The 21,698-nt window shown below is 52.4% G+C and carries 19 protein-coding genes and 1 tRNA gene; 5 read left to right on the top strand and 15 right to left on the bottom strand.

Annotation, left to right across the window (positions count from 1 at the left end):
• Window positions 1-4: 4 nt before the first annotated feature.
• Entirely contained in the window at window positions 5-274 is a 270-nt protein-coding gene (locus V3U24_06310) for a hypothetical protein (GenBank protein MEE9167055.1), read from the bottom strand.
• Between the two features lie 141 nt (window positions 275-415).
• Here V3U24_06310 and V3U24_06305 point away from each other — a divergent pair, with 141 nt between their 5' ends.
• Both V3U24_06305 and pncA read left to right on the top strand, forming a co-directional pair.
• Window positions 416-1,639 (top strand): quinolinate phosphoribosyl transferase, encoded by a 1,224-nt coding sequence (locus V3U24_06305; GenBank protein ID MEE9167054.1) that lies wholly within the window; start codon window positions 416-418, stop codon window positions 1,637-1,639.
• A gap of 207 nt (window positions 1,640-1,846) precedes the next feature.
• A complete protein-coding gene (gene pncA, locus V3U24_06300; protein ID MEE9167053.1) occupies window positions 1,847-2,404 on the top strand; it encodes a bifunctional nicotinamidase/pyrazinamidase in 558 nt (185 codons plus the stop codon).
• A 244-nt stretch (window positions 2,405-2,648) separates the two neighbouring features.
• On the opposite strand, the gene V3U24_06295 is transcribed toward pncA, so the two are convergent.
• Window positions 2,649-3,884, bottom strand: a complete 1,236-nt coding sequence (locus tag V3U24_06295) for an FAD-dependent oxidoreductase (GenBank protein ID MEE9167052.1) — start codon at window positions 3,882-3,884, stop codon at window positions 2,649-2,651.
• Window positions 3,885-4,122: 238 nt separating this feature from the next.
• On the opposite strand from V3U24_06295, the gene V3U24_06290 reads away from it, so the two are divergent.
• From V3U24_06290 to V3U24_06280, 3 genes are all read left to right on the top strand, one after another.
• A complete protein-coding gene (locus V3U24_06290) occupies window positions 4,123-4,884 on the top strand; it encodes a protein-L-isoaspartate(D-aspartate) O-methyltransferase (GenBank protein ID MEE9167051.1) in 762 nt (253 codons plus the stop codon).
• A gap of 139 nt (window positions 4,885-5,023) precedes the next feature.
• Window positions 5,024-6,682, top strand: coding sequence for an acetolactate synthase large subunit (locus V3U24_06285; protein ID MEE9167050.1), 1,659 nt, complete (start codon window positions 5,024-5,026; stop codon window positions 6,680-6,682).
• A complete protein-coding gene (locus tag V3U24_06280; protein ID MEE9167049.1) occupies window positions 6,672-8,039 on the top strand; it encodes an NAD-dependent succinate-semialdehyde dehydrogenase in 1,368 nt (455 codons plus the stop codon). The genes V3U24_06285 and V3U24_06280 overlap by 11 nt, the downstream gene beginning before the upstream one ends.
• A 5-nt stretch (window positions 8,040-8,044) precedes the next feature.
• Here V3U24_06280 and V3U24_06275 read toward each other — a convergent pair whose 3' ends face one another.
• From V3U24_06275 to V3U24_06215, 13 genes are all read right to left on the bottom strand, one after another.
• Window positions 8,045-10,222 (bottom strand): DPP IV N-terminal domain-containing protein, encoded by a 2,178-nt coding sequence (locus V3U24_06275; protein ID MEE9167048.1) that lies wholly within the window; start codon window positions 10,220-10,222, stop codon window positions 8,045-8,047.
• A gap of 1 nt (window position 10,223) precedes the next feature.
• Window positions 10,224-11,654, bottom strand: coding sequence for an MATE family efflux transporter (locus tag V3U24_06270; GenBank protein ID MEE9167047.1), 1,431 nt, complete (start codon window positions 11,652-11,654; stop codon window positions 10,224-10,226).
• An 8-nt stretch (window positions 11,655-11,662) separates the two neighbouring features.
• Window positions 11,663-12,607: an aldo/keto reductase gene (locus V3U24_06265; GenBank protein ID MEE9167046.1), complete on the bottom strand. Its 945-nt coding sequence runs from the start codon at window positions 12,605-12,607 to the stop codon at window positions 11,663-11,665.
• On the bottom strand, window positions 12,604-13,542 hold the full coding sequence (locus tag V3U24_06260) for a hypothetical protein (protein ID MEE9167045.1): 939 nt from the start codon (window positions 13,540-13,542) through the stop codon (window positions 12,604-12,606). The genes V3U24_06265 and V3U24_06260 overlap by 4 nt, the downstream gene beginning before the upstream one ends.
• Complete coding sequence (priA, locus tag V3U24_06255; GenBank protein MEE9167044.1) at window positions 13,517-15,751, bottom strand: primosomal protein N'; 2,235 nt, start codon at window positions 15,749-15,751, stop codon at window positions 13,517-13,519. Before priA ends, V3U24_06260 begins: the two co-directional genes overlap by 26 nt.
• A gap of 117 nt (window positions 15,752-15,868) precedes the next feature.
• The gene (gene rplI / locus V3U24_06250) at window positions 15,869-16,330 is read right to left on the bottom strand and encodes a 50S ribosomal protein L9 (protein MEE9167043.1); all 462 of its coding nucleotides are present in this window, start codon (window positions 16,328-16,330) and stop codon (window positions 15,869-15,871) included.
• 20 nt (window positions 16,331-16,350) lie between these two features.
• Window positions 16,351-16,581 carry a 30S ribosomal protein S18 gene (rpsR, locus tag V3U24_06245; protein MEE9167042.1) on the bottom strand — a complete coding sequence of 77 codons (231 nt, stop codon included), beginning with the start codon at window positions 16,579-16,581 and terminating at the stop codon, window positions 16,351-16,353.
• 46 nt (window positions 16,582-16,627) lie between these two features.
• The gene (gene rpsF, locus V3U24_06240; protein MEE9167041.1) at window positions 16,628-16,942 is read right to left on the bottom strand and encodes a 30S ribosomal protein S6; all 315 of its coding nucleotides are present in this window, start codon (window positions 16,940-16,942) and stop codon (window positions 16,628-16,630) included.
• A gap of 148 nt (window positions 16,943-17,090) precedes the next feature.
• Complete coding sequence (locus tag V3U24_06235) at window positions 17,091-19,148, bottom strand: sodium-translocating pyrophosphatase (protein ID MEE9167040.1); 2,058 nt, start codon at window positions 19,146-19,148, stop codon at window positions 17,091-17,093.
• Complete coding sequence (gene pth, locus V3U24_06230; GenBank protein ID MEE9167039.1) at window positions 19,139-19,723, bottom strand: aminoacyl-tRNA hydrolase; 585 nt, start codon at window positions 19,721-19,723, stop codon at window positions 19,139-19,141. The genes V3U24_06235 and pth overlap by 10 nt, the downstream gene beginning before the upstream one ends.
• Window positions 19,720-20,385: a 50S ribosomal protein L25 gene (locus V3U24_06225; GenBank protein MEE9167038.1), complete on the bottom strand. Its 666-nt coding sequence runs from the start codon at window positions 20,383-20,385 to the stop codon at window positions 19,720-19,722. The genes pth and V3U24_06225 overlap by 4 nt, the downstream gene beginning before the upstream one ends.
• Window positions 20,386-20,597: 212 nt before the next feature.
• Window positions 20,598-21,530, bottom strand: coding sequence for a ribose-phosphate pyrophosphokinase (locus V3U24_06220; protein MEE9167037.1), 933 nt, complete (start codon window positions 21,528-21,530; stop codon window positions 20,598-20,600).
• Window positions 21,531-21,567: 37 nt separating this feature from the next.
• Window positions 21,568-21,638: transfer RNA gene (locus tag V3U24_06215), tRNA-Gln, on the bottom strand.
• Between the last annotated feature and the right edge of the window lie 60 nt (window positions 21,639-21,698).

Here is a 21,698-nt window from a genome sequence, read left to right as displayed (position 1 = left end):
TCCGTCAGTTGACCGCCGACAGGGTAAAGTCCGGGCAGTCTTCAATCTCGTCTCTATCCAGCGTCTCGCCCTCTTTCGGTTTGAGTGTCAGCACAACGCTGTTTCTGTGGGAGGCCACGTCAATAGATGCCAGTTTCTCACGCTGCGTTGCGGAGCATTCGCATTTCCTTTCCTGACAAACGCCGAATGCTTCGAGCAACTTCCCCGCGTTTGGCCCCGCATCGTGAACGGTAATCTCCAATCCTTCCTCGCGTTCAATGATATGACATTTCATGGTCACCACATTTTCCCACGGTGGCTTCCTGAAGTCATGAAGAATCGAGAGATTGTTTCACTTTCTGTACATTATCAGTGATAAGTTGAGAAATATCCGTGAGTCCCCGTAAATTAAGAAATCGTACGGAGAGATAGACGTATGAGTCAGCGGAAATGGAAGCCCCTTCCCCCCGAAACCTTTGATATACCCGTTCATGAAATCCGGCGGGGTTATCGGAGTGACGTCTACTTCTGGCGGGGCAAAGTCGCGCTGGAGAACACCCACCAAAGGACCTCCTGCCTTATGCAGGTCTTCCAAAAGAAGGACGCGGTTCTCTGTGGTGTTGATGAAGCTGTTGCAATACTGAAACTTGGCTCTGGCTACTACAAGAACCGGCAAGAGGCTTACGAACTTTTTGATGAGTACATCGACCTGAAGAAGAGAATTCGCGCCCTCTACTATGACTCCAAGGAAGACATGCTGGAGGCTCAGAGACGGCGGCTGGACCTTCAGAGAGCGCTCGACGAACTGTGGGAAGACACGTCAAAAGAACTTTCCGTTAATACTCTAAGGGACGGGGATACCATTTCTCCCTGGGAAACCGTGATGACTATTGAAGGACCCTTGTATCAGTTTGTTCACCTCGAAACGATTTACCTCGGTGTGCTCGGTCGACGAACAAAGGTTGCCACCAATGTTCGCAGCGTTGCGGAAGCCGCCGGTGAAAAACCCATTCTCTTTTTTCCAGCCCGGTTCGACCACTGGTTCATGCAGGGTGGCGATGGCTACGCTGCCAAGGTAGGAGGGGCGACGTCGGTCTCCACCGACGCCCAGGGCGAATGGTGGGGTGCTTCCGGGGCTGGAACGATCCCTCATGCCCTGATTGCTGCGTGTAGAGGAGACACGGTCTCGGCCGCGAGATTGTTTAATATCAATTTCCCCGAAACGAACCTTATCGCCCTCGTGGACTTCGACAACGACAGCGTGCGGACTTCCCTGGCCGTTGCTCGTGAGCTGCGGGAACGCCTGTGGGGCGTCCGCCTCGATACATCCAGTACCATTGTTGACAAGTCGGTAGTTTCACAGATGGGACGGATAAATCCTGCCGGGGTTAATCCAAAACTCGTCTGGAACGTGCGGAGAGCTCTCGATAAGGAAGGCTTCAACCACGTGAGAATTATCGTGTCTGGAGGATTCAATGCGGAAAGAATTTCTCAGTTCGAACGCGACCGTGTTCCTGCCGACGCCTACGGAGTGGGTTCCGCTCTCCTTGCGGGACAATGCGATTTCACGGCCGACGTGGTGATGGTGGAGGGCAAGCCGTGTGCAAAGGTGGGGCGGGAACATCTGCCCAACGATCGGATGAAAAGAATCGAACTCTAGAAGCTGTTAGACGTTATGCGTTATGAGTTATGGGTTAAGAGTTCGGGGTTAGGAGTTAGACGTTAGAGGTTATTGGCAATACAAATGTGGGTCCATCTCCTCCTCCACAGGAGACCCTACGGGTCAAAGGAGTTCCTGCGGAACAGTCTCCCATGGTCAATAATCAATGGTCAATTCTCTTCACGCATCAGGTATTGAGGTTGAGTCATGACTAAACATGCTTTGATCATTGTCGATCTCCAAAACGACTTCTGTCCTGGGGGTTCGCTCGCTGTCACCGACGGCGACAAGATCGTTCCCGTGGTAAACAGATTGATTCGAACGTTCGAAGAAGCTGGCCAGCCTATCTTCGCTACCAGGGATTGGCACCCCGCCAATCACTGTAGTTTCCAGGACCAGGGGGGACCTTGGCCCCCTCATTGTGTCCAGAATACTATAGGCGCTGAATTCCATCCAGATTTGAAACTTCCACCGGGCGCTACTGTCATCAGCAAGGCCACGTCAGCTCAGAGGGAGGCCTATTCGGGCTTTGACGGAACGGACCTGGCCTCACGCTTGAAATTGGCGGAAGTGGATACCGTCACCGTCTGTGGCCTGGCTACAGACTATTGCGTGAAAGGGACAGTGTCGGATGGACTCAGTGAAGGTTTCAAAGTCACAGTAGTGGAAAATGGAATCCGGGGTGTGAATGTGAAACCCGGCGATTCCGAAAAGGCATTAACAGAAATGAAAAGGAACGGAGCTCTCGTTGCTTCCGGAGAATAGATGAGCCGGCTCAAATAGGCTTGCTTGTATGAAACGGTCAATCTATTCCTGTGAATAGCTGGGCTCAACAAACCGAGTTACGGAATTTTCTGTCACCCTCATTCTGAACCAACGGAAGAATCTCAGAATACTGGCAGGAGTGGGACATATCACCTTTAGCCCTGGTATGCGCATCTCCAATGACTGGTGAAAATCGTGGCGACAGCGTCAGGTGGATAGATGAAAGTCTGGGGCGTGGCTGCAATCAGCCCCTTCTGTGAGCCTTCGCCCACTTGCTGTAGTTACCGTCGTAGCCAGCCGCGACCTGCATCGATTTTATCTTCTCCCGGGTAGATACCACATCTACTCCTTCTTCCGGGAGATGGTTATCCAGAACATAGTTTGTGATCCCGCGGGCATTAACCCGCGATACACGGATGTTTCCCTTCCCCGTAATGGCATTCCCCATGCCAAAGACACGTTTCAGATTGTTGACCTCTCCCGTCTCTTCGCTCTCTATGTCATACCAGTTCCACTGCATGGGAATCCCTTCAATGGGCTCGGGAATACTCCCGATTGAGCTGATGATCATGGATCCCCGGACATCGTGTTCGGTTCCTTCTTTTGGCACAGCCTTCCGGTCAATGACATCCGTTTCAATCATCCGAAGACCCACGAGTCGTCCATTTTCCATCAGAATACCCGTGGGCTGGCGATGGTCCTGAAACCTGAACAGATATTTCTCTATCGCATTATTGAGAATCTTCCGCCTTGTATTCCGGATGGCCTTTTCCTTCTTTTCACCGGCATCGGGAGGGATGGTTACCAGCGGCATGTTGGTGATGTCCCGTCTGTAAAGAAGAAAACATCCCTTGAGTCCCAGTTCATCCCATGTAACACCGAGCGATTCGAGCATCCTGGGAATCCCCTTGTGTTCCATTTCTCTGAGCGTGACATCGTTGCCCTTCTGATTCAACGTGCGCGTTACCAACTCAAGTTGTAGGATCTTAACCACATCAATGGAAGCCAATCCACCCCCTACGACGAGGGCGTCGTCCAGGATGAGAATATCTTCACCTCCATAAGCAGGCTCCTCGTGGTGATTGAACCAGTAGACAAATGGATTTTGATACCAGAAACCTTTCCCCTCGTACTCCTCAACTTCAGGAATGGGAAAGGACCTGTCCTTCCAGGCCCCATTTGCCAACAGAATGGCACTCCAATCCATACCATGGAGTTCCTCAAATGAAATGTCTTTTCCAACCTTCGTCAGGGGAACAAAATCCACCAGATCGCTGCCCATTCTGGAGTCGATGAGATCCATTTCCTTCCTGCGCTGTTTTTCGTGCCACTTCGGGAGACCATCCTCTATCTTGCCGTAAGGGAGATCATTCTGCTCAATCACCGCGCACCGCATCCCGCGCTCCGATAACTCATGTGCAGCCTCCGACCCTGCAACGGCTCCGCCAATAATGGCAATGATCTGATCTTCAACAGGCATGACTATTTCCCTTTCAGATTGCTTGTCTGGAGTTTTTGTCCACTCCGATAAAAGTCTATACCGGATAAATAAGACGCCGATAATCGACTGAAACTTAGGATGATTCGGTCTTGTTTTCAATCATTAGCCCGTCTTACTCGCCACCCAATCGCGCTGAAAAACAATGAACCATTCATCACCGGGAACAATAGGAACCACCCAACCACCGAGGATTGAAAGACTTGACGGAGACTGAAATATGTCCTACCTTCGCTTTCGGAGCGGTAATGACATGTATACGTGGCAATCCAGCCGGTACCTGCTCCTGGCCATTATTGTGTGGTCCTCCGCTTCCCGTGGAGCCCAGGTCCAGGACCCCCCGGAATTCCGGTCCCTGAGGAAAGCCATGATAGATCGCCAGATCCTGCCGCGAGGTGTGAAAGATCCGAGAGTCCTGAAGGCCATGGAGGATATCCCCCGTCATCTGTTCGTAGACGAATCACTCTGGCCTGTGGCTTATTCAGACGGCCCCCTGCCCATCGGTCATGGCCAGACCATCAGTCAGCCCTACATCGTGTCACTCATGACGGAACTGCTCCAGGCAGACACTCATCATGTCGTTCTGGAAATCGGCGCCGGATCCGGGTATCAGGCAGCGATCCTCTCCAATCTTGTGCATCACGTCTTTACCATCGAAATCATCGAGGAGCTCGGCCTTGAAGCTGAAAAAAGGCTCAAGAGACTCGGGTACGATAACATCACTGTCAGGGTGGGAGACGGATATCAAGGGTGGCCGGAGGAAGCTCCTTTCGACCGGATTATTGTGACCGCGGCTCCCCAAGAAATTCCTCCAAAGCTCGTGGAACAGCTCAAGCCGGGCGGCCGAATGGTTCTCCCCGTGGGACCTCAGTGGTGGGGACAGGATCTCATCATCATTGAAAAAGATGAAAAAGGGAACATATCCAAAAGCGATTCCATTCCCGTCCGATTTGTTCCCATGGTCCACGAACCTGAAGACTAGAAAACTCTCCCCACAGACGAAGACACCGTTGTATTGTTTTCACCTGGAGTTTATCTTAACCGAACCGTTCCCAACTGGGACCGGATAGTCGATTAAAATCGGATAGCACCGTCTCAGCTGATTTCAGGAGAAACCCTACATGAAAGTTTCGGATCTATTTGTTCGCTCCCTGGAAAATGAAGGGGTAGAGTATGTTTTCGGTATCCCCGGGGAGGAGAATGAGGACCTCCTTTTTTCGCTGGAGGATTCTCCCATCCAGTTTGTCCCCACGAGGCATGAACAGGGGGCTGCCTTTATAGCAAACGTCTGGGGAAGGCTGACGGGCAGGGCGGGTGTATGCCTATCCACACTCGGGCCCGGGGCTACTAATCTGTTTACTGGCATTGCCGATGCAAACCTGGACAAGGCGCCCGTTGTTGCCATTACGGCCCAGGGGGGCACCAGCCGCCTCCATCACGAGAGTCACCAGTATCTGGACATTGAAACCATGTTCAAACCCATTACCAAGTGGAACACGGCGGTTTCTTCCCCGGCCAGTGTCACGGAGGTCGTGCGCAAGGCGTTTAAGATCGCGGAACTTGAAAAACCGGGGGCGACCCACATCGAACTTTCGGAAGATGTGGCAAAACTGGACGCAACGCGGAAACTCACCCCCATACCACCAAAACGTGTACGGCGGCCGGGGCCCGATTATAAGGCTATCCGCGGTACCATTGAACTCCTTCAAAAGGCGAAGCGACCACTTATCATTGCCGGCAACGGCGCCATCAGGAAGCTCGCCAGCAAGCACCTCACCAGACTCGCTGACCGGCACAAGCTGCCCGTGGTCTCCACGTTCATGGGAAAAGGTGCCGTATCCGACGGCATGCCCTGCTCCTTATTAAGCATAGGACTCGGTTTTAAGGATTTCGTCATGGAGGCCGTGGAGAAGGCAGATCTCATTATCACCGTGGGATACGACATCGCGGAGTACGACCCGGAAAAGTGGAATCCAAAAGGCGATCAGAAAATCATCCACATCGACTTTGTGCCCGCGGAAGTCTACGCACACTACAATCCCGAGATCGAAGTAGTGAGCGATATTTCAGCGGTACTCTGGGAACTGAATCAGCAGTTGACTGACACCAAGTTTTCTTTCGATACCCGGTGGTATGAGTCGATCCGGAAGCAGATTCTGGAAGACATCAGGAGCTATGAATTGAAAGAAGGCGATTCCTTTACAATTCCAGGAGTGCTCAACCTCATCAGAGAAATCCTGCATGACGATGGCCTGCTCATTAGCGACGTGGGAAGTCACAAGATGTGGATCGCCAGAAATTTCCCCACCTACTGTCCCAACGGCTGCATTATGAGCAACGGTCTCGCGAGCATGGGAATTTCACTCCCCGGGGCGATTGCCGCCTCCCTGGTTGATCCAGACCGTCAGATCGTGGCTGCAATGGGAGATGGCGGCTTTTTGATGAATTCTCAGGAATTGGAAACAGCGAAGCGTCTCGGTACAAAGTTCATCATCATCGTCTTTAACGATAACGACTACGGACTCATCAGCTGGAAACAGCGAATGACGAGGAACCGGTCGGTGGGCACACGCATCCACAATCCGGACTTCAAAGCCTACGCAGAGAGTTTCGGCATCCGTGGATATCAACCCGGGAGTCTTGCTGAACTTCAGGATCAGCTGAAGGGAGCCATTAAGTCCAGGGAACTCGCGGTCGTTGAAATTCCAGTCGATACGCGTGTTAACGACGAACTTGTCAACAAACTCAAGAATCACTGGGGGAAACATTATGCCGATTGAATCGATCAATCCCGCAACGGGGGAAACGACAAAAACGTACAGGGAAATGTCCCCAGAAGAGGTGCAGGAAATCATCCGGAAAGCCCACGAAGCATTCTTGAGCTGGAAACAGACGGCAATGAGCCACCGGGCGGAACTCATGAAAAATGCCGCCAGAACCCTGAGGGAAGAAGCAAATGAGGCCGGTGCGTTGATGGCGAAGGAAATGGGCAAGCCCATCAAGGATGGGCGGGCGGAGTCTGAGAAGTGTGCCTGGGTGTGCGACTATTATGCCGACAATGCAGAGACGTTTCTGAGCCCGGAGGTTGTGGAAACGGAAGCGAGCAGGAGCTTTGTCACATTTCAACCTCTTGGGGTTGTGTTGGCCGTTATGCCCTGGAATTTCCCGTTCTGGCAGGTTTTTCGATTTGCTGCGCCAGCTCTCATGGCTGGCAATGCAGGTGTTTTGAAACACGCATCCAACGTTCCTGGTTGTGCCCTCATGATAGAAGATGTGTTCAGGAAAGCCGGTTTCCCCGAGAATCTCTTCCGCACTCTCCTCATCGCCAGCGGGCAGGTGAACGCGGTCATCGAAAACGGGCTGGTGAGAGCCGCTACCCTGACTGGAAGCACAGGCGCCGGCAGGGCGGTTTCTCGAAAAGCAGGTGATATGATTAAGAAGACCGTTATGGAGTTGGGGGGAAGTGATGCCTATGTCATTCTTGAAGACGCGAGTATTGGAGAAGCTGTTTCCGCCTGTGTCACCAGCAGGCTCATCAATGCGGGACAAAGCTGCATTGCTGCCAAGAGGTTCATTGTGGTCGAATCGGTGAAAAGCGAGTTTGAAAAGCTTTTCACACAACAGATGAAAGCCCGCAAAATGGGGAACCCCATGGAAGAGGACACGGAGGTTGGCCCTCAGGCCCGGCACGATTTGAGGGACGACCTTCACCGTCAGGTTCAAAAGAGTATCGACCTGGGTGCCACATGCCTCCTCGGGGGCGAAATTCCCGAAGACAAAGGAGCCTTCTATCCTCCTACTATCCTCACAAATGTGAAGAAGAACATGCCCGCGTATGACGAAGAGTTATTCGGACCTGTTGCGGCCATCATCCCCGTGAAGGACGAGAAAGAGGCGATTCGCGTGGCCAATGATTCGGTTTTTGGGCTGGGAGCTGCGGTCTTCACAGAGGATATCGATCGTGGAGAGAGAATTGCGACCGAAGACATTGAGGCGGGATGCTGCTTCGTGAATGCGTTCGTAAGATCGGATCCGCGCCTTCCGTTTGGAGGGATCAAGGAGAGTGGCTACGGACGTGAGTTGTCGCACTACGGCATCAAGGAGTTCGTCAATATCAAAACCGTCTTTGTGAGGTAAACGGGCTACAGGTTTTCCAAGATATAATCTGTAATGAGCGTAAAGAGGTGAAGTCTCGTACCTTCCCCTCTAATGCTGTGACTGCGATTGGGATATAACATAAGGTCGAACTGCTTGTTCTCCTGAATCAGCGCATTCACAAATTGGATGGTATTGAGAGGATGTACATTGTCATCTGCCGTACCGTGAATGATGAGGAGGTTTCCTTTTAGCCTTTCGGCATAGTTGATTACATTTGCCGCGTCATATCCCTCTTCGTTCTCCCACAAAAGTCCCATATACCGTTCTGTCCAGATGGTATCGTAATTTCGAAAATCGGTCACTGGTGCTACGGCGATGCCCGTTCTGAAGTTGTCAGCGCCACGGGTCATGAGCATACACGCAAGGTACCCGCCTCCACTCCATCCCCAAAACCCAATCCGGCCTGAATCCACGTAGGGCAAACTGGCCAGGAATTTCGCCCCCTCAATCTGATCGGCTACCGCCCACTTTGAAATATCACCATAGGCGAGATTCTTAAACCCTTTCCCCCTTCCGCCTGTTCCCCGGTTGTCAAGGGAGAAGACAATATAGCCTTTCTCGGTCATCAACTGGTACCACAGTCGCGTATTGCCGCCCCACCGATTGACCACCACCTGGGATCCCGGTCCCCCATAGCCGTAAACCAGAACGGGATATTTCCTGTTCGGGTCGAAATCAGGAGGCTTCATGATGGAACCGTTCAAGTGGACTCCGTCACCCGTCTTGATAATCACAAATTCGGGATGGACCATAGTGTACTCCTCAAAGGCCTCAACGACATTTTCCTCCAGAACACGCACTTCCGTACCGTCAGATTCTCGAAGAACTATCCTGGTGGGCCTTCTCACACTGGAGTGAAAATGGATAAAGTACCCAAAATCAGTTGAAAACTTACCCGTATGCCACCCCGGTTCCCGGGACATTTTCTTAAGTCTCCTTCCACTCAATTTTACCCGGTAGATGTGTTGCTCCAAGGGTGAATCCTTTTTCCCATAGAAATATACCCACTGCCTCACCTCATCCAGGCCGATGATGGAAGAAACTTCCCAGTCACCTCGGGTTACCTGTCTTGTCTCTCCACTTTCACGGTTTGTCAGATAGATATGCCTGAACCCGCTCTTCTCGGATGTCCATACGAACTGCTGTCCATCTGCCAGAAAGATAATGTCATCGGTAACATCCACCCATGCCGAATCGGTATCCGTCATAACCACCTTTGCCTGTCCCGTACCGACATCGCCAATCAACAATTCCAAACGATTCTGTTTCCGGTTCAGCCTTTGAATTGCGACTGTTTCTGATGAGTCTGCCCAATCAATCCTGGGAACATAAATATCCTCATTATCCCCAAAATCCATCCAGGTCGTTTCACCGGTTCTCACATCAACCACACCGATAGTTACCCGGGCATTCTGTTCGCCAACCTTGGGATAAGGAATCCGGATGGGCACACTGTAGGGCGACAGTTCATCCAGCAATACAAAGGTCTTGACCCTCGACTGGTCGGTACGCCAGAAGGCGATTTTCTCGCTGTCCGGGGACCAGCGATAGGCGTCAGCTCGTCCAAACTCTTCTTCATACACCCAGTCAAATTGTCCGTAAAGTAGATCATCGGAGCCGTCCGCCGTCAGTGGGTGAGGGATTCCCGTCTTCACGGGAGCCACAAACAGATTATGGTTGAGAACGTAGGCAACCCGCTGGCCATCCGGAGAAAGCGTTGTATTTTGCAGTCCTGGGTTATTATCCTCAAGCGCCGTTAATACCTTCTCTTCCACATCATAGAGGTAATAAGGGGCTGAAAAAGAATGCCGCCAGATCTGCTTACGTTTCCCGGTAACGAGAATGTATTTCTGGTCATGGTCGATTTCGTACCCGCCCATTTCAATCGGTTTTCCATCATATTCATGGGCAGACACGTCCAGGACCACTGTATCGGTTCCCCTTTTCGCATCGTGACGATAAATCGTGTCTCCCCTCTTAGTCTCCTCCCGGTCATCTCCCTTGGTGTAGGTGAAGCTGGAACCGTCACGGCTCCACTGAATGTCACTGATCCCCTTTCCCCGGAACTTATCGGATGCAAAGATATCCTCGAGAGTCAGCGCCTTCTTTCCCTGGCCACTCATCAGGGAAACGGCCAGAACCATGACGATGACGACCATCATGCTACACTTCCTGGGCCTGACGAAGGGGATCAGATGAAACCACACCATGGGGCACACCCTTCACCTTTCGGACATCACCCCTCTCGAGTCTTCGGAGACTTGACCTGAGCCAGAGAAGAGCGATGCCGGCAGAACAGATAACAGCGATGACCTGCGAAATCCAGACCCACTGTACCGGCTTTCCCGCGACGAAGACGAACGTATAGGCAAGGACAACACTGATAAGAACCACTCTCAAAAACGTAAGAACCAGCATGGGAATCCCAAACCCCAGTCCCTGAAGCATCCGTCCTCCTATCATTCCCACGGCGATAAACGGGTACGCAAAGACGAAATATTTCAGATACTGGACCCCAGTCTGGTAAATCTCAGGGTCCTGGGTGAACACGGAAACCAGGGGTTCGGCAAATGCAAAAAAGAGTGAGCCAGCGACCAGTCCGATGAGGATACCCCGGGATATGGCGTATTGAGTGATGGCCCGCACCAAATCCAACCTTTTCGCGCCATAGAACATACCCACGAGAGTCACAAGGCTCGTTGCGATGGAAATGAGAGGCATGAGATAAACGTGGTCGATCCGCATTCCCACTTGATATCCTGCCACGGCGTCACTTGAAAACGAAACGAGGATCTTGTTGAAGACTCCCCCGCCCATGGACATGATCAGCATAGAAAATGAGGCGGGAATCCCGACCTTGAGTATTTTCCCCAGGACGACGCGAGAGAAAGCAAAGTCTTTCAGCGCGAATGTTATGTATGCACGCTTTTTTACCAACATGAAATAAGCAAAAACAAGCGACACCGACGCTTGACTCAGAACCGTCGCAACGGCTGCACCCTCCACGCCCATTTCCAGTCCAAAAATGAAAATGGGATCGAGGATGATGTTGAGAATTGTCCCTCCTCCCTGGATAATCAAAGGCGTCTTCATGTCTCCTTCGCCGGATAAGATTGATCGAAAGAAGATGGATGACACCATGAAAATGTATCCTACGGCAATGACACGAAAGTAGCTCCAGGCAAGGGGTACGATGTGAGGAGGGGCACCGAGAGCGGCCAGAAGAGATTTCCCCCACGTCAATCCTGCTCCCGTGAAAACGACGCCCAGGATCACTCCAATGACAATACCGTGTTCGGCACTGTTGTCGGCGTTCCGCTTGTCTCCCGAACCTATATACTGCGCCACCACCGCAGTCACTCCAGATCCCAGACCGAAAACCATACCCAGTCCAAAGAACACAAGGGGCACGTTAAAGGCGAGGGCGGTCAGAGCATCACCGCCCACACGTCCAACAAAAATCATGTCCACAACACTGTAGATGGTCTGCACCATCATCCCCACCATCATGGGAAGGGCAAGACTCCACAATGCTTTTCGTGGATTCTCCACGAATTCGTCAACACGGGGTCCTTTTTCGGCGACCTGATTCATAGAAAAGGTCAGGCGACTATTCGTTCAAGTTCTCTCATGACTTCTTCGGAAAGTTCAAGATCAGACGCTTCTATGTTTTCATCCAGCTGCTCAATAGATGTGGCGCCTACTATGGCAGAAGAAACTTCTGATCGCCGGAGGATCCAGGCAAGCGCTATGGCCGCCGTCGTGGTACCCAAACGATCCGCAATCGATGTTATTTTTTCCACTTTGCCCAGATTCTCACCGGTCAGATATCTCGACTGAATAGCTCCGTTGAGACGACGGAGCCGGCTTCCATCGGGAGGCGCCACTCCTGTCTTATACTTGCCCGTTAGGATCCCATGGGCCAGTGGTGAATACACCATATTCCCTATGCCCTCTGCCTCGCACAGGGGAAATAGATCATTTTCAACTGTCCGATCCAACATGTTGTAGCGCGGCTGATTGGAGATGAATCGCGGAAATCCCAGACGAGTGGCAATATCAAGAGCATGAAGGATATCTTCCGCACTGAAGTTTGAACACCCCGCATAAAGGACTTTTCCCTGCCTCACAAGAATGTCCATGGCCTCAAGGCTTTCTTCCAGGTGCACTCGCTCATGGGGAGCGTGAAACTGGTAAAGATCGATGGTGTCAACCTTGAGCCGCGTCAAACTTGCCTCGCAGGCCTGAAGGATATGCTTCTTGGAGAGACCTGAGCCGTGGGGCCCCGCATGCATTCGTCCAAAAACTTTTGTTGCAAGGACTACCTGTTCCCGGGGCAGCTCCTTCACTGCCTTTCCCAACACCACCTCCGCCCGTCCATCAGAATAGACATCTGCCACGTCAAATAGGTTGATACCCCGGTAAAAGGCATATTGTATGAGCCGGACCGACACGGCTTCATCTACCGAGCCTCCCAATGTCAGCCAACCCCCTAGACTGATTTCCGATGCGGACAGCCCGGACCTACCGAGTGGACGATACTTCACGGGTGGCTTGAAAACCCGACACCCAGGACCGTTCCGCCAACACCCCGGTACTCTATGCCCAGATCAACCGACAGGTTTGGCGTCAGAAAACCGACACCTAGAGACGTCCCGGCCGCCATATCTTGCCATAGGCGATTCGACTCCAGGTCAAACCGATTCGAACTCGTCCCCCACCTCAACCTCAGATTGTACGGAAACGTGAATTCGCCTCCCAGTCGAACGATATTCCGGTGACCTTTGTCCCACCAGCCAGCGTCAACGGAAAGTTCCAGAGGCAGGTAGGCAAGCTTTTTCGTCAGCCCCACATGAAGACTCGAGGGAACGGGTTCACCATATTCTGTGTAGGAATTGAGGGTTACCCCCAGGTTGCGAACGCTGATGCCCACACGCATATCATACCGGTTGAGGGTAACCACCCCCCCTGCCGTGAGAACGCCGAGTGTTGCCGTGACATCCTGAACCCTGCTCAAGAACAGGCCCCCCGTCATGCCCACGTCCAAAGACCGGAAAAGGGACTGGGCGAATGAGACGGACATCCAGGTTTCGGACGCGGAAAACTGTCCCGTTTTCACGCCCTCCTCATCCCGCTCGTCAAATGTGCCGAAACCTAGGTGTCTGAGGGAGACGGCCGTTGTTCGCCTTCCCCACGGTATGCGCCATTCCACCATTTCCGTCTGAATATCTGCAGGATATCGCATCACCGACAGAAGAAGTCCCCCCTTGGCGGATTGAAGCAGCGACGGATTGGTAACCGTCATGTCCATCCCCGACCCGTCCGCCGTCCCAACAGAAGCCATACTCAACGAACGGACATGATACAGAATCTCCAGTCCCGGGTAGCTTCCCTCAGCCTGCAGGAATGGCAAACCCATCCCCACGGCCACAATCACCGACAGGGTTACGAATGTCCTAAAGAAGTGATGCCGGATCCACATCCACATATGTGCCCATTCCCCTGGCTCTGGAAGAGAAGGAAGAATTCACAAAAACGTTCTCCAGGAAGCGATGGAGCTTGCTTCCGTTCTCGTCTTTCTTTTTGGGAGACTTGAAGATGATCTGATACCGGAAATTGTTCTTGATTCGCTCGATGGGACAGGGAGCTGGCCCCAGTGCGGAGATATGCTCCGGCTTATTCACCATGCTCCCTCCGAAACGGATGGCCTCTCTCTCTACCGCCTCTCTTTCCCTCCCGGAGAACTCAATCTTGGCCAGCCAGCTGAACGGGGGGTACGTTAGTTCTTCCCTCTCACTAAGACAAATATTATAATACCGTTCCAAATCAAGACGAGACGCGCAGCTGATTGCGGGGTTGTCGGGATTGCTTGTCTGGATAACCACCTCACCCGGTTTTTCTCCTCGACCTGACCGGCCCGCCACCTGGTAGATCAACTGAAACGTTCTTTCCCCGGCCCGGAAGTCGGGTAAATAAAGACCCGTATCCGCATTGATGATCCCAACAAGGGTCACGTTCTCGAAATGGAGCCCTTTCGCGACCATCTGTGTTCCCAACAGAATATCATAATCGCCTTCGGCAAATTTCGTGAGAATTCTGGTGTATGCCCCTTTTCTTCTGGTAGTGTCAAGATCCATTCGAACCAGGCGCAACCCGGGGAATCGCTCCCTCAATCCTTCTTCCACCTTCTGCGTCCCGGCTCCCAGGAGAAGCAGCTCTGTGCCCCCACATTCCTGGCACGTCCTGGGCAAGGACTTCTGAAAATTGCAGTAGTGGCATTTCAGTACGCTCTCCGCCTTGTGAAAAGTCAGAGAAATGCGACAATTGCGACACATTTCCACATGCCCACAGTCACCACAGTAGAGGATAGACGAGAACCCGCGGCGGTTCTGCAGGAGAATTGCCTGTTCACCCTTTTTCAATCGTTCCCCAATTTTTTCAATGAGCAACCGGGAAAGAACAGAATCATAGTCTCCCGTCTCGCCTCTCTCTTCTGTCATGTTAACTACGTCTACCTGGGGATAGCTTGCCCCGCCGTACCGCGTTTTCAACCGGATGGAACTGAGTTTTCCCACTGCTTGATTGTAGTAGGATTCAAGACTTGGCGTCGCCCCTGCCAGAATTGTGAGTGCCCCGCACAATTTTCCTCTCATGAGGGCCACATCACGGGCATGATACCGGGGCGCTGGACTTTCCTGTTTGAAGGCGCTTTCCTGCTCCTCGTCAACCACAATGAGTCCCACGCTTCTCACCGGCGAAAATATGGCGCTGCGGGCGCCCACGATTACCCCGTAGCGATCTTCACAAATCTGTTTCCAGGTCCATGCACGCTCGGCAGATGTCATCCGGCTGTGCCAGATGGCCACTCGATCTCCGAAAACCGACCGGAATCGCCCAGCAATCTGCGGTGTTAATGAGATCTCGGGTAACAGGATCAGGGACCGCCGGCCCTGTAGCTCTGCCCGCCGCGCAAGATGGATATAGATCTCCGTTTTGCCGCTTCCCGTGACGCCGTGCAGGAGACAGGGGGTAAACTTCTTTTTCTCAAGCCAGGCCTCAAGTCCTTTCATAATCTTTTCCTGAGCAGGGGTGAAGTGTATCTCCCTCTGTATCGGAAGAAAACTAAGATCGGAAACATCCGGGATTCTGGGCACCCGGGCGAGAGTCACGTATCCCTTCCGCTCCAGAGCCCGGCATGCATCCCATGGGTTCTTTATCACACTGGTCAAGGCGGCGACGGGAATAGAATCTCTCCGTTGTTTAAGAAACTTCATCGCCCTGTGCTGCCGGGGGGAGCTTTCAGCCAACGCGGATAGATTCTCTCCTAAGCCGTTCACGGCTCTTACCATCAACTGTTCCGGAGGTGAATAGGAGGAGGTAAGCCGGGATGGGACAGCCGTCCTCATTACCTGGCCCATTGGGGTTAGATAGTGACGGCTTACCCAGTTGAGTAAGTCCCAGAGCGCTTTGTCAAAAATGGGTGTTTCGTCAACTACAGCGGAAATGGGATGGGTTTTGCCCTTGAATCTCTTTTCCCGGCGCAGGTCAACAACAACGCCCTGGACCTTCTTCCTGGCCCCGAACGGAGCCGAGACACGCACACCTATTTTCACCCTGTCTTCAAGATTCCTGGGAACGGAATAGGTAAATACTCTATAGGTAGAAATTGGAAATGATACATCTGCAAACATACTGCGTTAAGATAGACGGGGACCCATGAAAGTGCAACAAAAAACCCCATCTGGAACCCACGTGTTCACCAGGTGGGGCCTTCCAATGAAGGTCTCTACAGAGAACGTGGTTGCGATCTATTCTTTGATGACGTAAACCTTAACTTCTGCCTGAATATCTCCGTGAACTCTCACCGGAACGGAAAAAAGGCCCAGAGCCTTGATGGGTTCCTGCAACAAGACGTCTTTCTTGTCAATGTCATGCCCCTGCTCCTTCAACAGTTTGGAGATTGTAATGCTGGTGACGGATCCAAAGACACGATCCTCCTCCCCCACCTGAACCGGTGCCGTGAGTGAAATTCCCTTCAGTTTCTCCGCCATTTCTTTCGCCTCTTCCTCTGTCTTTTGCTGGCGAACCTCCTCCTGTTGCTTCTCTAGCTCCAGCAGGCGCAGATTTCGCGCATTAGCCTCCTTGGCCAATCCCTGGGGAAGAAGATAGTTCCGGGCGTATCCCGGTTTCACCCGCACCACGTCACCCTGGCTGCCCAGCTTCTGGACATCCTGGAGTAGAATCACGTCTTCACAAAATTGCCTGGACATAGTCTCTGACCCCTTCAGCTTTACTGATAAAACTCATCCCCGGTATAGGAAAGCAGAGCGATATTTCTTGCCCGCTTGATAGCGCTTGTAAGTCGTCTTTGATGTTTCGCGCATGTCCCCGTTATGCGACCGGGGATGATCTTCCCCTGGTCCGTAACAAACTTCCGGATGAGTTTCACATTCTTGTAATCGATTACAAGCTCACTGTCCTCACAGAACTTACAGATTCGGCGTCTCGTCATTAAGGCCATCCCTATCTCCTTCCCACCCGATTCCTGGTCAGGTGCTCGTTTTCCATCACGATTCCTCCGCCCTGGCCCCCGGCTCTTGATCCAGCAGGACGGTGAAATAGGCCAGAACGGCCTCGTTGAGTTGAAACCATTCGTTTAGCTCTGGAAAAAACGGCTTCTCTGTCCCATAATTCAGAAGCATATATGTGCCATACATCTGCTTATCCACCGGATAGGCAAGTTTTCGCTTCCCCCAGACGTAAGAATTGATGATGCTTGCACCCCGGTCCGATATCCATCGGTCCACGGACTGCTTCACATTTATCAGCCTCTCTTCCTCATAATCAGGATGAACGATATAGAGGGTTTCGTAGTATCTCAATTCCAATCACCTCCTCACAATGAACTGTAGTATAGGAGAAATAGAGCAGTGGAGAATGGAACCACCTTTATCCCGGAAGATAGTCCTGTTCCCAATTCTCCCCGCAGGATCCTTTGGACAGTTCTGCATAGCTCCAGTCCTCCATTTCTCAAAACATGGGGGCAATCACCAGGGACACAACCGAAATCAATTTGATCAGAATATTCAAGGACGGGCCCGCCGTATCCTTGAATGGATCACCTACGGTGTCACCCACCACGGCTGCTTTGTGGGTATTGGAACCTTTGCCCCCAAGGTTATCGGCTTCAATATACTTTTTGGCATTATCCCACGATCCCCCCGCATTGGCCATAAAGATTGCCAGCGACACACCACTGACGGTTACCCCCGCGAGAACTCCTCCCAACATATGTGGCCTTCCGAGAACCAGTCCAAAGAATACGGGTGTCAACACAGCCAGGAGACCGGGAGCAATCATCCGCCTTATCGCCTCTTTGGTGGCGATATCGACGCACCGGGCGTAATCCGCCTTTCCCGTCCCCTCCAGCAGTCCGGGGATCTCTTTGAACTGCCTCCTCACCTCGCCGATCATTTCAATTGCAGCTTGACCTACGGCTCTCATAGCAAAAGAGGAAAACAGAAAAGGAAGCATGCCCCCGATTAACAGGCCTGCCATGATGTCGGGTCGATTCAGGTTGAGGGAAAGATGATCGATTCCCAGGGCGGCAGCGGCGGTCTCCCGGTAAGCCGCAAACAGGGCCAGTGCCGTGAGTGCCGCAGAACCGATGGCAAATCCTTTCCCGATAGCGGCCGTGGTGTTTCCCACGGCATCAAGCCTGTCGGTTCGGCTCCGCACCTCGGGAGGGAGCTTCGCCATTTCCGCACAGCCACCGGCGTTGTCTGCGATGGGACCGTAGGCGTCCACGGCCAACTGAATCCCGGTGGTGGACAGCATTCCGAGGGCAGCCACGGCAATACCATAAAGACCGGAAAAATGGTGAGCGACAATGATCGCAACGGCAATTGCCACGATTGGAAAGGCGGTTGATGCCATGCCGTTGGCAAGACCTGCGATGATGTTCGTGGCAGATCCTGTTTCACTTGCGATGGCAATTCGCCGGGCTGGCCTCCGCCCTTCCGATGTGTAGTACTCGGTCATACCTCCCACCAGAGTCCCCGCAACCAGTCCTGAAATCACTGATAGGAATATGTGCAGCCCGTCCACATTCTTATTTCCAATGACCACGGTCTCTGGTACGAATACCTGTATGATGAAATAGCTGGCGATAACCATCAATGCCCCGGCTCCGTAGGTACCAATGTTCAGTCCATTTTGGGGATTCCCCCCCTCTTTCGTGCTTACAAAGAACATGCCCACCACAGAAACAACGATCCCGGTTCCCGCCAGAACCAGGGGAAGAATGACCAGGTTTCCAAGATTCGCTGCCGCGCCCAGGACCATGGCACCGATGATGGATCCCACGTAGGACTCAAACAGGTCAGCGCCCATCCCTGCCACATCACCCACATTGTCGCCAACATTGTCCGCAATAGTGGCTGGATTTCTTGGGTCGTCCTCGGGAATACCGGTCTCAACTTTCCCCACGAGGTCCGCACCCACATCCGCTGCCTTGGTAAAGATACCTCCCCCTACGCGGGCGAAAAGGGCGATGGAGGATGCCCCCATGGCAAATCCCGATAGAACGGCCATAACGCTCCTCAGATCTGCACCCTCATCCAAACCGCCATACAGGTAAAACAAGACGGACAATCCAATGATGCCGAGACCCACAACACTCATGCCCATGACGGAACCCCCCGCGAAGGCAACGCGAAGGGCAGAATTCAATCCCGTCCTGGCCGCCTGTGTCGTCCGGTGATTGGCCGCTGTCGCCACCCACATTCCGAAAAACCCTGCCAGAGCACTGCAGAAGGCACCCACAAAAAAGGAAAGGGCCACAAGACTCGTTCCCCGTGAAGCATTTCCCCACACGAGGAGTACCGTAACGGCTACGACAAATACCGAGATTACCTTGTATTCCCTCAGGAGAAACGCCATGGCACCTTCCCGCACAGCAGCCCCGATTTGAATCATCCTGTCGTTTCCGGGATCCTGCCGGTTGACCCACATACTCCTTCCCACTGCATAGACAAGAGCCAGTAATCCCGTGGCGGGGATCCAAAAGAAACTGTTCATCAGCTCCATGCTTCCCTTTCAGCTCGATTATAGCCAGCCATGGCTTTCTCCAGGCCAACAGACAGAATGGCTTCCGCGGCGTCCGCTCCTCGGATGACCATTTCCTGGGCCAGGGCCTTATCCTTCTTGAGAAAAGGCTTAAGGACATAGCGTTCCGCAGGACGCATCTGTTCGTCCGTCCCAATGCCCACCCTGATTCTGGGAAATTGAGTGGTTCCGAGAGTGTAGATGATCGATTCCATACCCTTGTGAGATGCGCTGCCCCCACCGGGACGAATCCGAATTGTGCCTAGAGGAAGATCCACATCATCGACAATCACATGTAGCTCCTTGCTCGATAAACTCCAACCTTCCTCGATCTCCTTGAGCGCTTTCCCGCTTCGATTCATTCCGCATGTGGGTTTTACCAGAAGCACACGGGATGAGCCTGCAGGAGTGGCTTCCGCCATAAGATAGTCCCCCTTCCCTGGACGGAAGGGAATACGCCACCTTTGCGCCAGTTCATCCGCCACCCAGAAGCCGAGATTATGTTTGGTACTGGCATATTCTGAACCGACATTTCCAAGACCTACAAAAGCGATCATCCGGATGAGGGTTCCTCCTCCTCACCGGCTCCCTCTTTCTCGTCGGGAACTTCGGCCTCTTCCTCCTCTTCGCCTTCAATCTCAACTTCTTCCTCAATCTCTTCTTCCACAATTTCTTCTTTTGGCGCCTGCACTGTAACAACCGTGACTTCCGGATGGGTCAACACCTCAACATTTTCCAGTTTGAGGTCTCCTACATGAATACTGTCGCCGATGGTCAATTCCGACACCTCAAGATGCACCGCATCCGGGACTTCCGTGGCAAGGCATTGAATCTGTAGTTCGGTGAGATTCTGGGTTAGAATCCCTCCCTCTTTGACGCCCTTCGCTTCTCCTTCCAGCACAATGGGTACCATCAGATCGATCTTATCCTTTAACCGGACTCCAAACAGATCAATATGAAGGATCTCATCCGTCACGGGGTGATACTGCATTTTCCTCACAATAGCATAGAGCCTTTTCCCGCCAACTTTTACTTCGAATACGTGCGAATCAGACTGAAGAGCCTCATGAAGATGACGTCGATCGATATAGAAGGGGGCGGATTTCCTACCCCCGGAGTAGAATATCCCAGGGATTTTCCCCTCTCCCCTCAACTTCTTTGCCGCCCTTCTGCCGAGTTGACTCCGCTTCTCCAGGTCCAGTTTGAATTCGTGCGTCATTTCTTCCTCCTACCCTGGTCTACCTGTTAGCCACAGAGAGCACAGAGCATGTCCATTCAAAATAAGATACTTTAATGGTGATGTATTCCAGAGTTGTATCTTTGCAACCTTGTTCTCCATCAAGTTCCTAAGTTCTTATCCAAAATTACTCTCTGTGTCCTCTGTGGCTCCGTGGTTAATCTCAAGATCCTGTGGATAATTCATGGCTGAGATCAGAATTCGAAAAGAGCACTGATAGACTCGCCATCATGAATACATCGAATGGCTGTAGCAAACAGGGGCGCAACGGACAGAATCTCCAACTTTTCAAATCTCCGCTCAGGTGGAATGTGAATCGTGTTTGATACAATGACTCGATCTAGGTCTGAATTCATGATTTTTTCCTTCGCGTCACCCGTTAACAGACCGTGAGTTGCAAGGGCTATCACCGAGGTCGCTCCGCTATCTTTCGCCGCATTGCCCGCATCTACAATGGTACCGCCCGTATCTATCATGTCATCGACAATGATGACATCCCTGTTTTCCAGGTCGCCGATTAGATGAACAATCTTTGCCTTGTTTGGGGCCGGCCTGCGCTTATCCCCAAGAGCAAAGCCCACTCCAAGATGCTTGGCAAATGCCTGGGCCATGGGTGCGCCTCCTACATCTGGAGCCAGAATGACGGTACTCTCCCGGGAAAGATCGAACTGCCTCAACCTGTCAAAAATGACCTGCCTGGCATAGAGGTGATCAAACGGGATGTGCGTGAATCCCTGAATCTGTGGCGAATGCATATCCATGGTAAGGACCCGGCCAGCCCCCACACTGCCAATCAAATCCATCATGACTCTCCCGGAAATAGGGACGCGGGGCTGATCCTTCCGGTCCTGCCTCCCGTATCCGTAGTACGGGATAACCGCCGTTACCCTCTGGGCCGATGCCCGCACGGCAGCATCTATCATGAGAATCAACTCCATGATATTCTCCGCCGGGGCGTGCGTGGACTGAATGAGAAACACATCCTCACCCCGGATGTTTTCCTCGAACTTGACCCATATTTCCCCGTCACTGAACTGACGGATCTTTACCTGCCCCAGCGAGACACCAAGATGATCCACAATCTCCCCCGCCAGGGTGGGATTCGATCTACCGTTGAATATTTTCATGGCTCCCTTTCCCCGAAGGATTTCACAAAACTCATTGCTGCCGGGCGTGGAATCGAACCACGATTAACGGCTCCAAAGGCCGCTGTCCTGCCCTTGGACGACCCGGCATCCAATTGATAATTTTCAATTGATTATTGACTATTTACAGTGATTTCAGCAGAAAGCCTT

The organism is Candidatus Neomarinimicrobiota bacterium (genome assembly GCA_036476315.1).
Taxonomy (GTDB): domain Bacteria; phylum Fidelibacterota; class Marinisomatia; order Marinisomatales; family S15-B10; genus JAZGBI01.
This window is presented reverse-complemented; position numbering and strand designations above follow the sequence as displayed.

Coding starts and splice junctions, on each gene's coding strand:
- V3U24_06220 (MEE9167037.1), bottom strand. CDS start 21,530: ATGAAAATATTCAACGGTAGATCGAATCCCACCCTGGCGGGGGAGATT.
- V3U24_06280 (MEE9167049.1), top strand. CDS start 6,672: ATGCCGATTGAATCGATCAATCCCGCAACGGGGGAAACGACAAAAACG.
- rplI (MEE9167043.1), bottom strand. CDS start 16,330: ATGTCCAGGCAATTTTGTGAAGACGTGATTCTACTCCAGGATGTCCAG.
- V3U24_06235 (MEE9167040.1), bottom strand. CDS start 19,148: ATGGAGCTGATGAACAGTTTCTTTTGGATCCCCGCCACGGGATTACTG.
- V3U24_06295 (MEE9167052.1), bottom strand. CDS start 3,884: ATGCCTGTTGAAGATCAGATCATTGCCATTATTGGCGGAGCCGTTGCA.
- V3U24_06270 (MEE9167047.1), bottom strand. CDS start 11,654: ATGAATCAGGTCGCCGAAAAAGGACCCCGTGTTGACGAATTCGTGGAG.
- V3U24_06305 (MEE9167054.1), top strand. CDS start 416: ATGAGTCAGCGGAAATGGAAGCCCCTTCCCCCCGAAACCTTTGATATA.
- V3U24_06260 (MEE9167045.1), bottom strand. CDS start 13,542: ATGTGGATCCGGCATCACTTCTTTAGGACATTCGTAACCCTGTCGGTG.
- V3U24_06285 (MEE9167050.1), top strand. CDS start 5,024: ATGAAAGTTTCGGATCTATTTGTTCGCTCCCTGGAAAATGAAGGGGTA.
- rpsR (MEE9167042.1), bottom strand. CDS start 16,581: ATGGCCTTAATGACGAGACGCCGAATCTGTAAGTTCTGTGAGGACAGT.
- V3U24_06225 (MEE9167038.1), bottom strand. CDS start 20,385: ATGACGCACGAATTCAAACTGGACCTGGAGAAGCGGAGTCAACTCGGC.
- pncA (MEE9167053.1), top strand. CDS start 1,847: ATGACTAAACATGCTTTGATCATTGTCGATCTCCAAAACGACTTCTGT.
- pth (MEE9167039.1), bottom strand. CDS start 19,723: ATGATCGCTTTTGTAGGTCTTGGAAATGTCGGTTCAGAATATGCCAGT.
- V3U24_06275 (MEE9167048.1), bottom strand. CDS start 10,222: ATGATGGTCGTCATCGTCATGGTTCTGGCCGTTTCCCTGATGAGTGGC.
- V3U24_06310 (MEE9167055.1), bottom strand. CDS start 274: ATGAAATGTCATATCATTGAACGCGAGGAAGGATTGGAGATTACCGTT.
- V3U24_06290 (MEE9167051.1), top strand. CDS start 4,123: ATGTCCTACCTTCGCTTTCGGAGCGGTAATGACATGTATACGTGGCAA.
- priA (MEE9167044.1), bottom strand. CDS start 15,751: ATGTTTGCAGATGTATCATTTCCAATTTCTACCTATAGAGTATTTACC.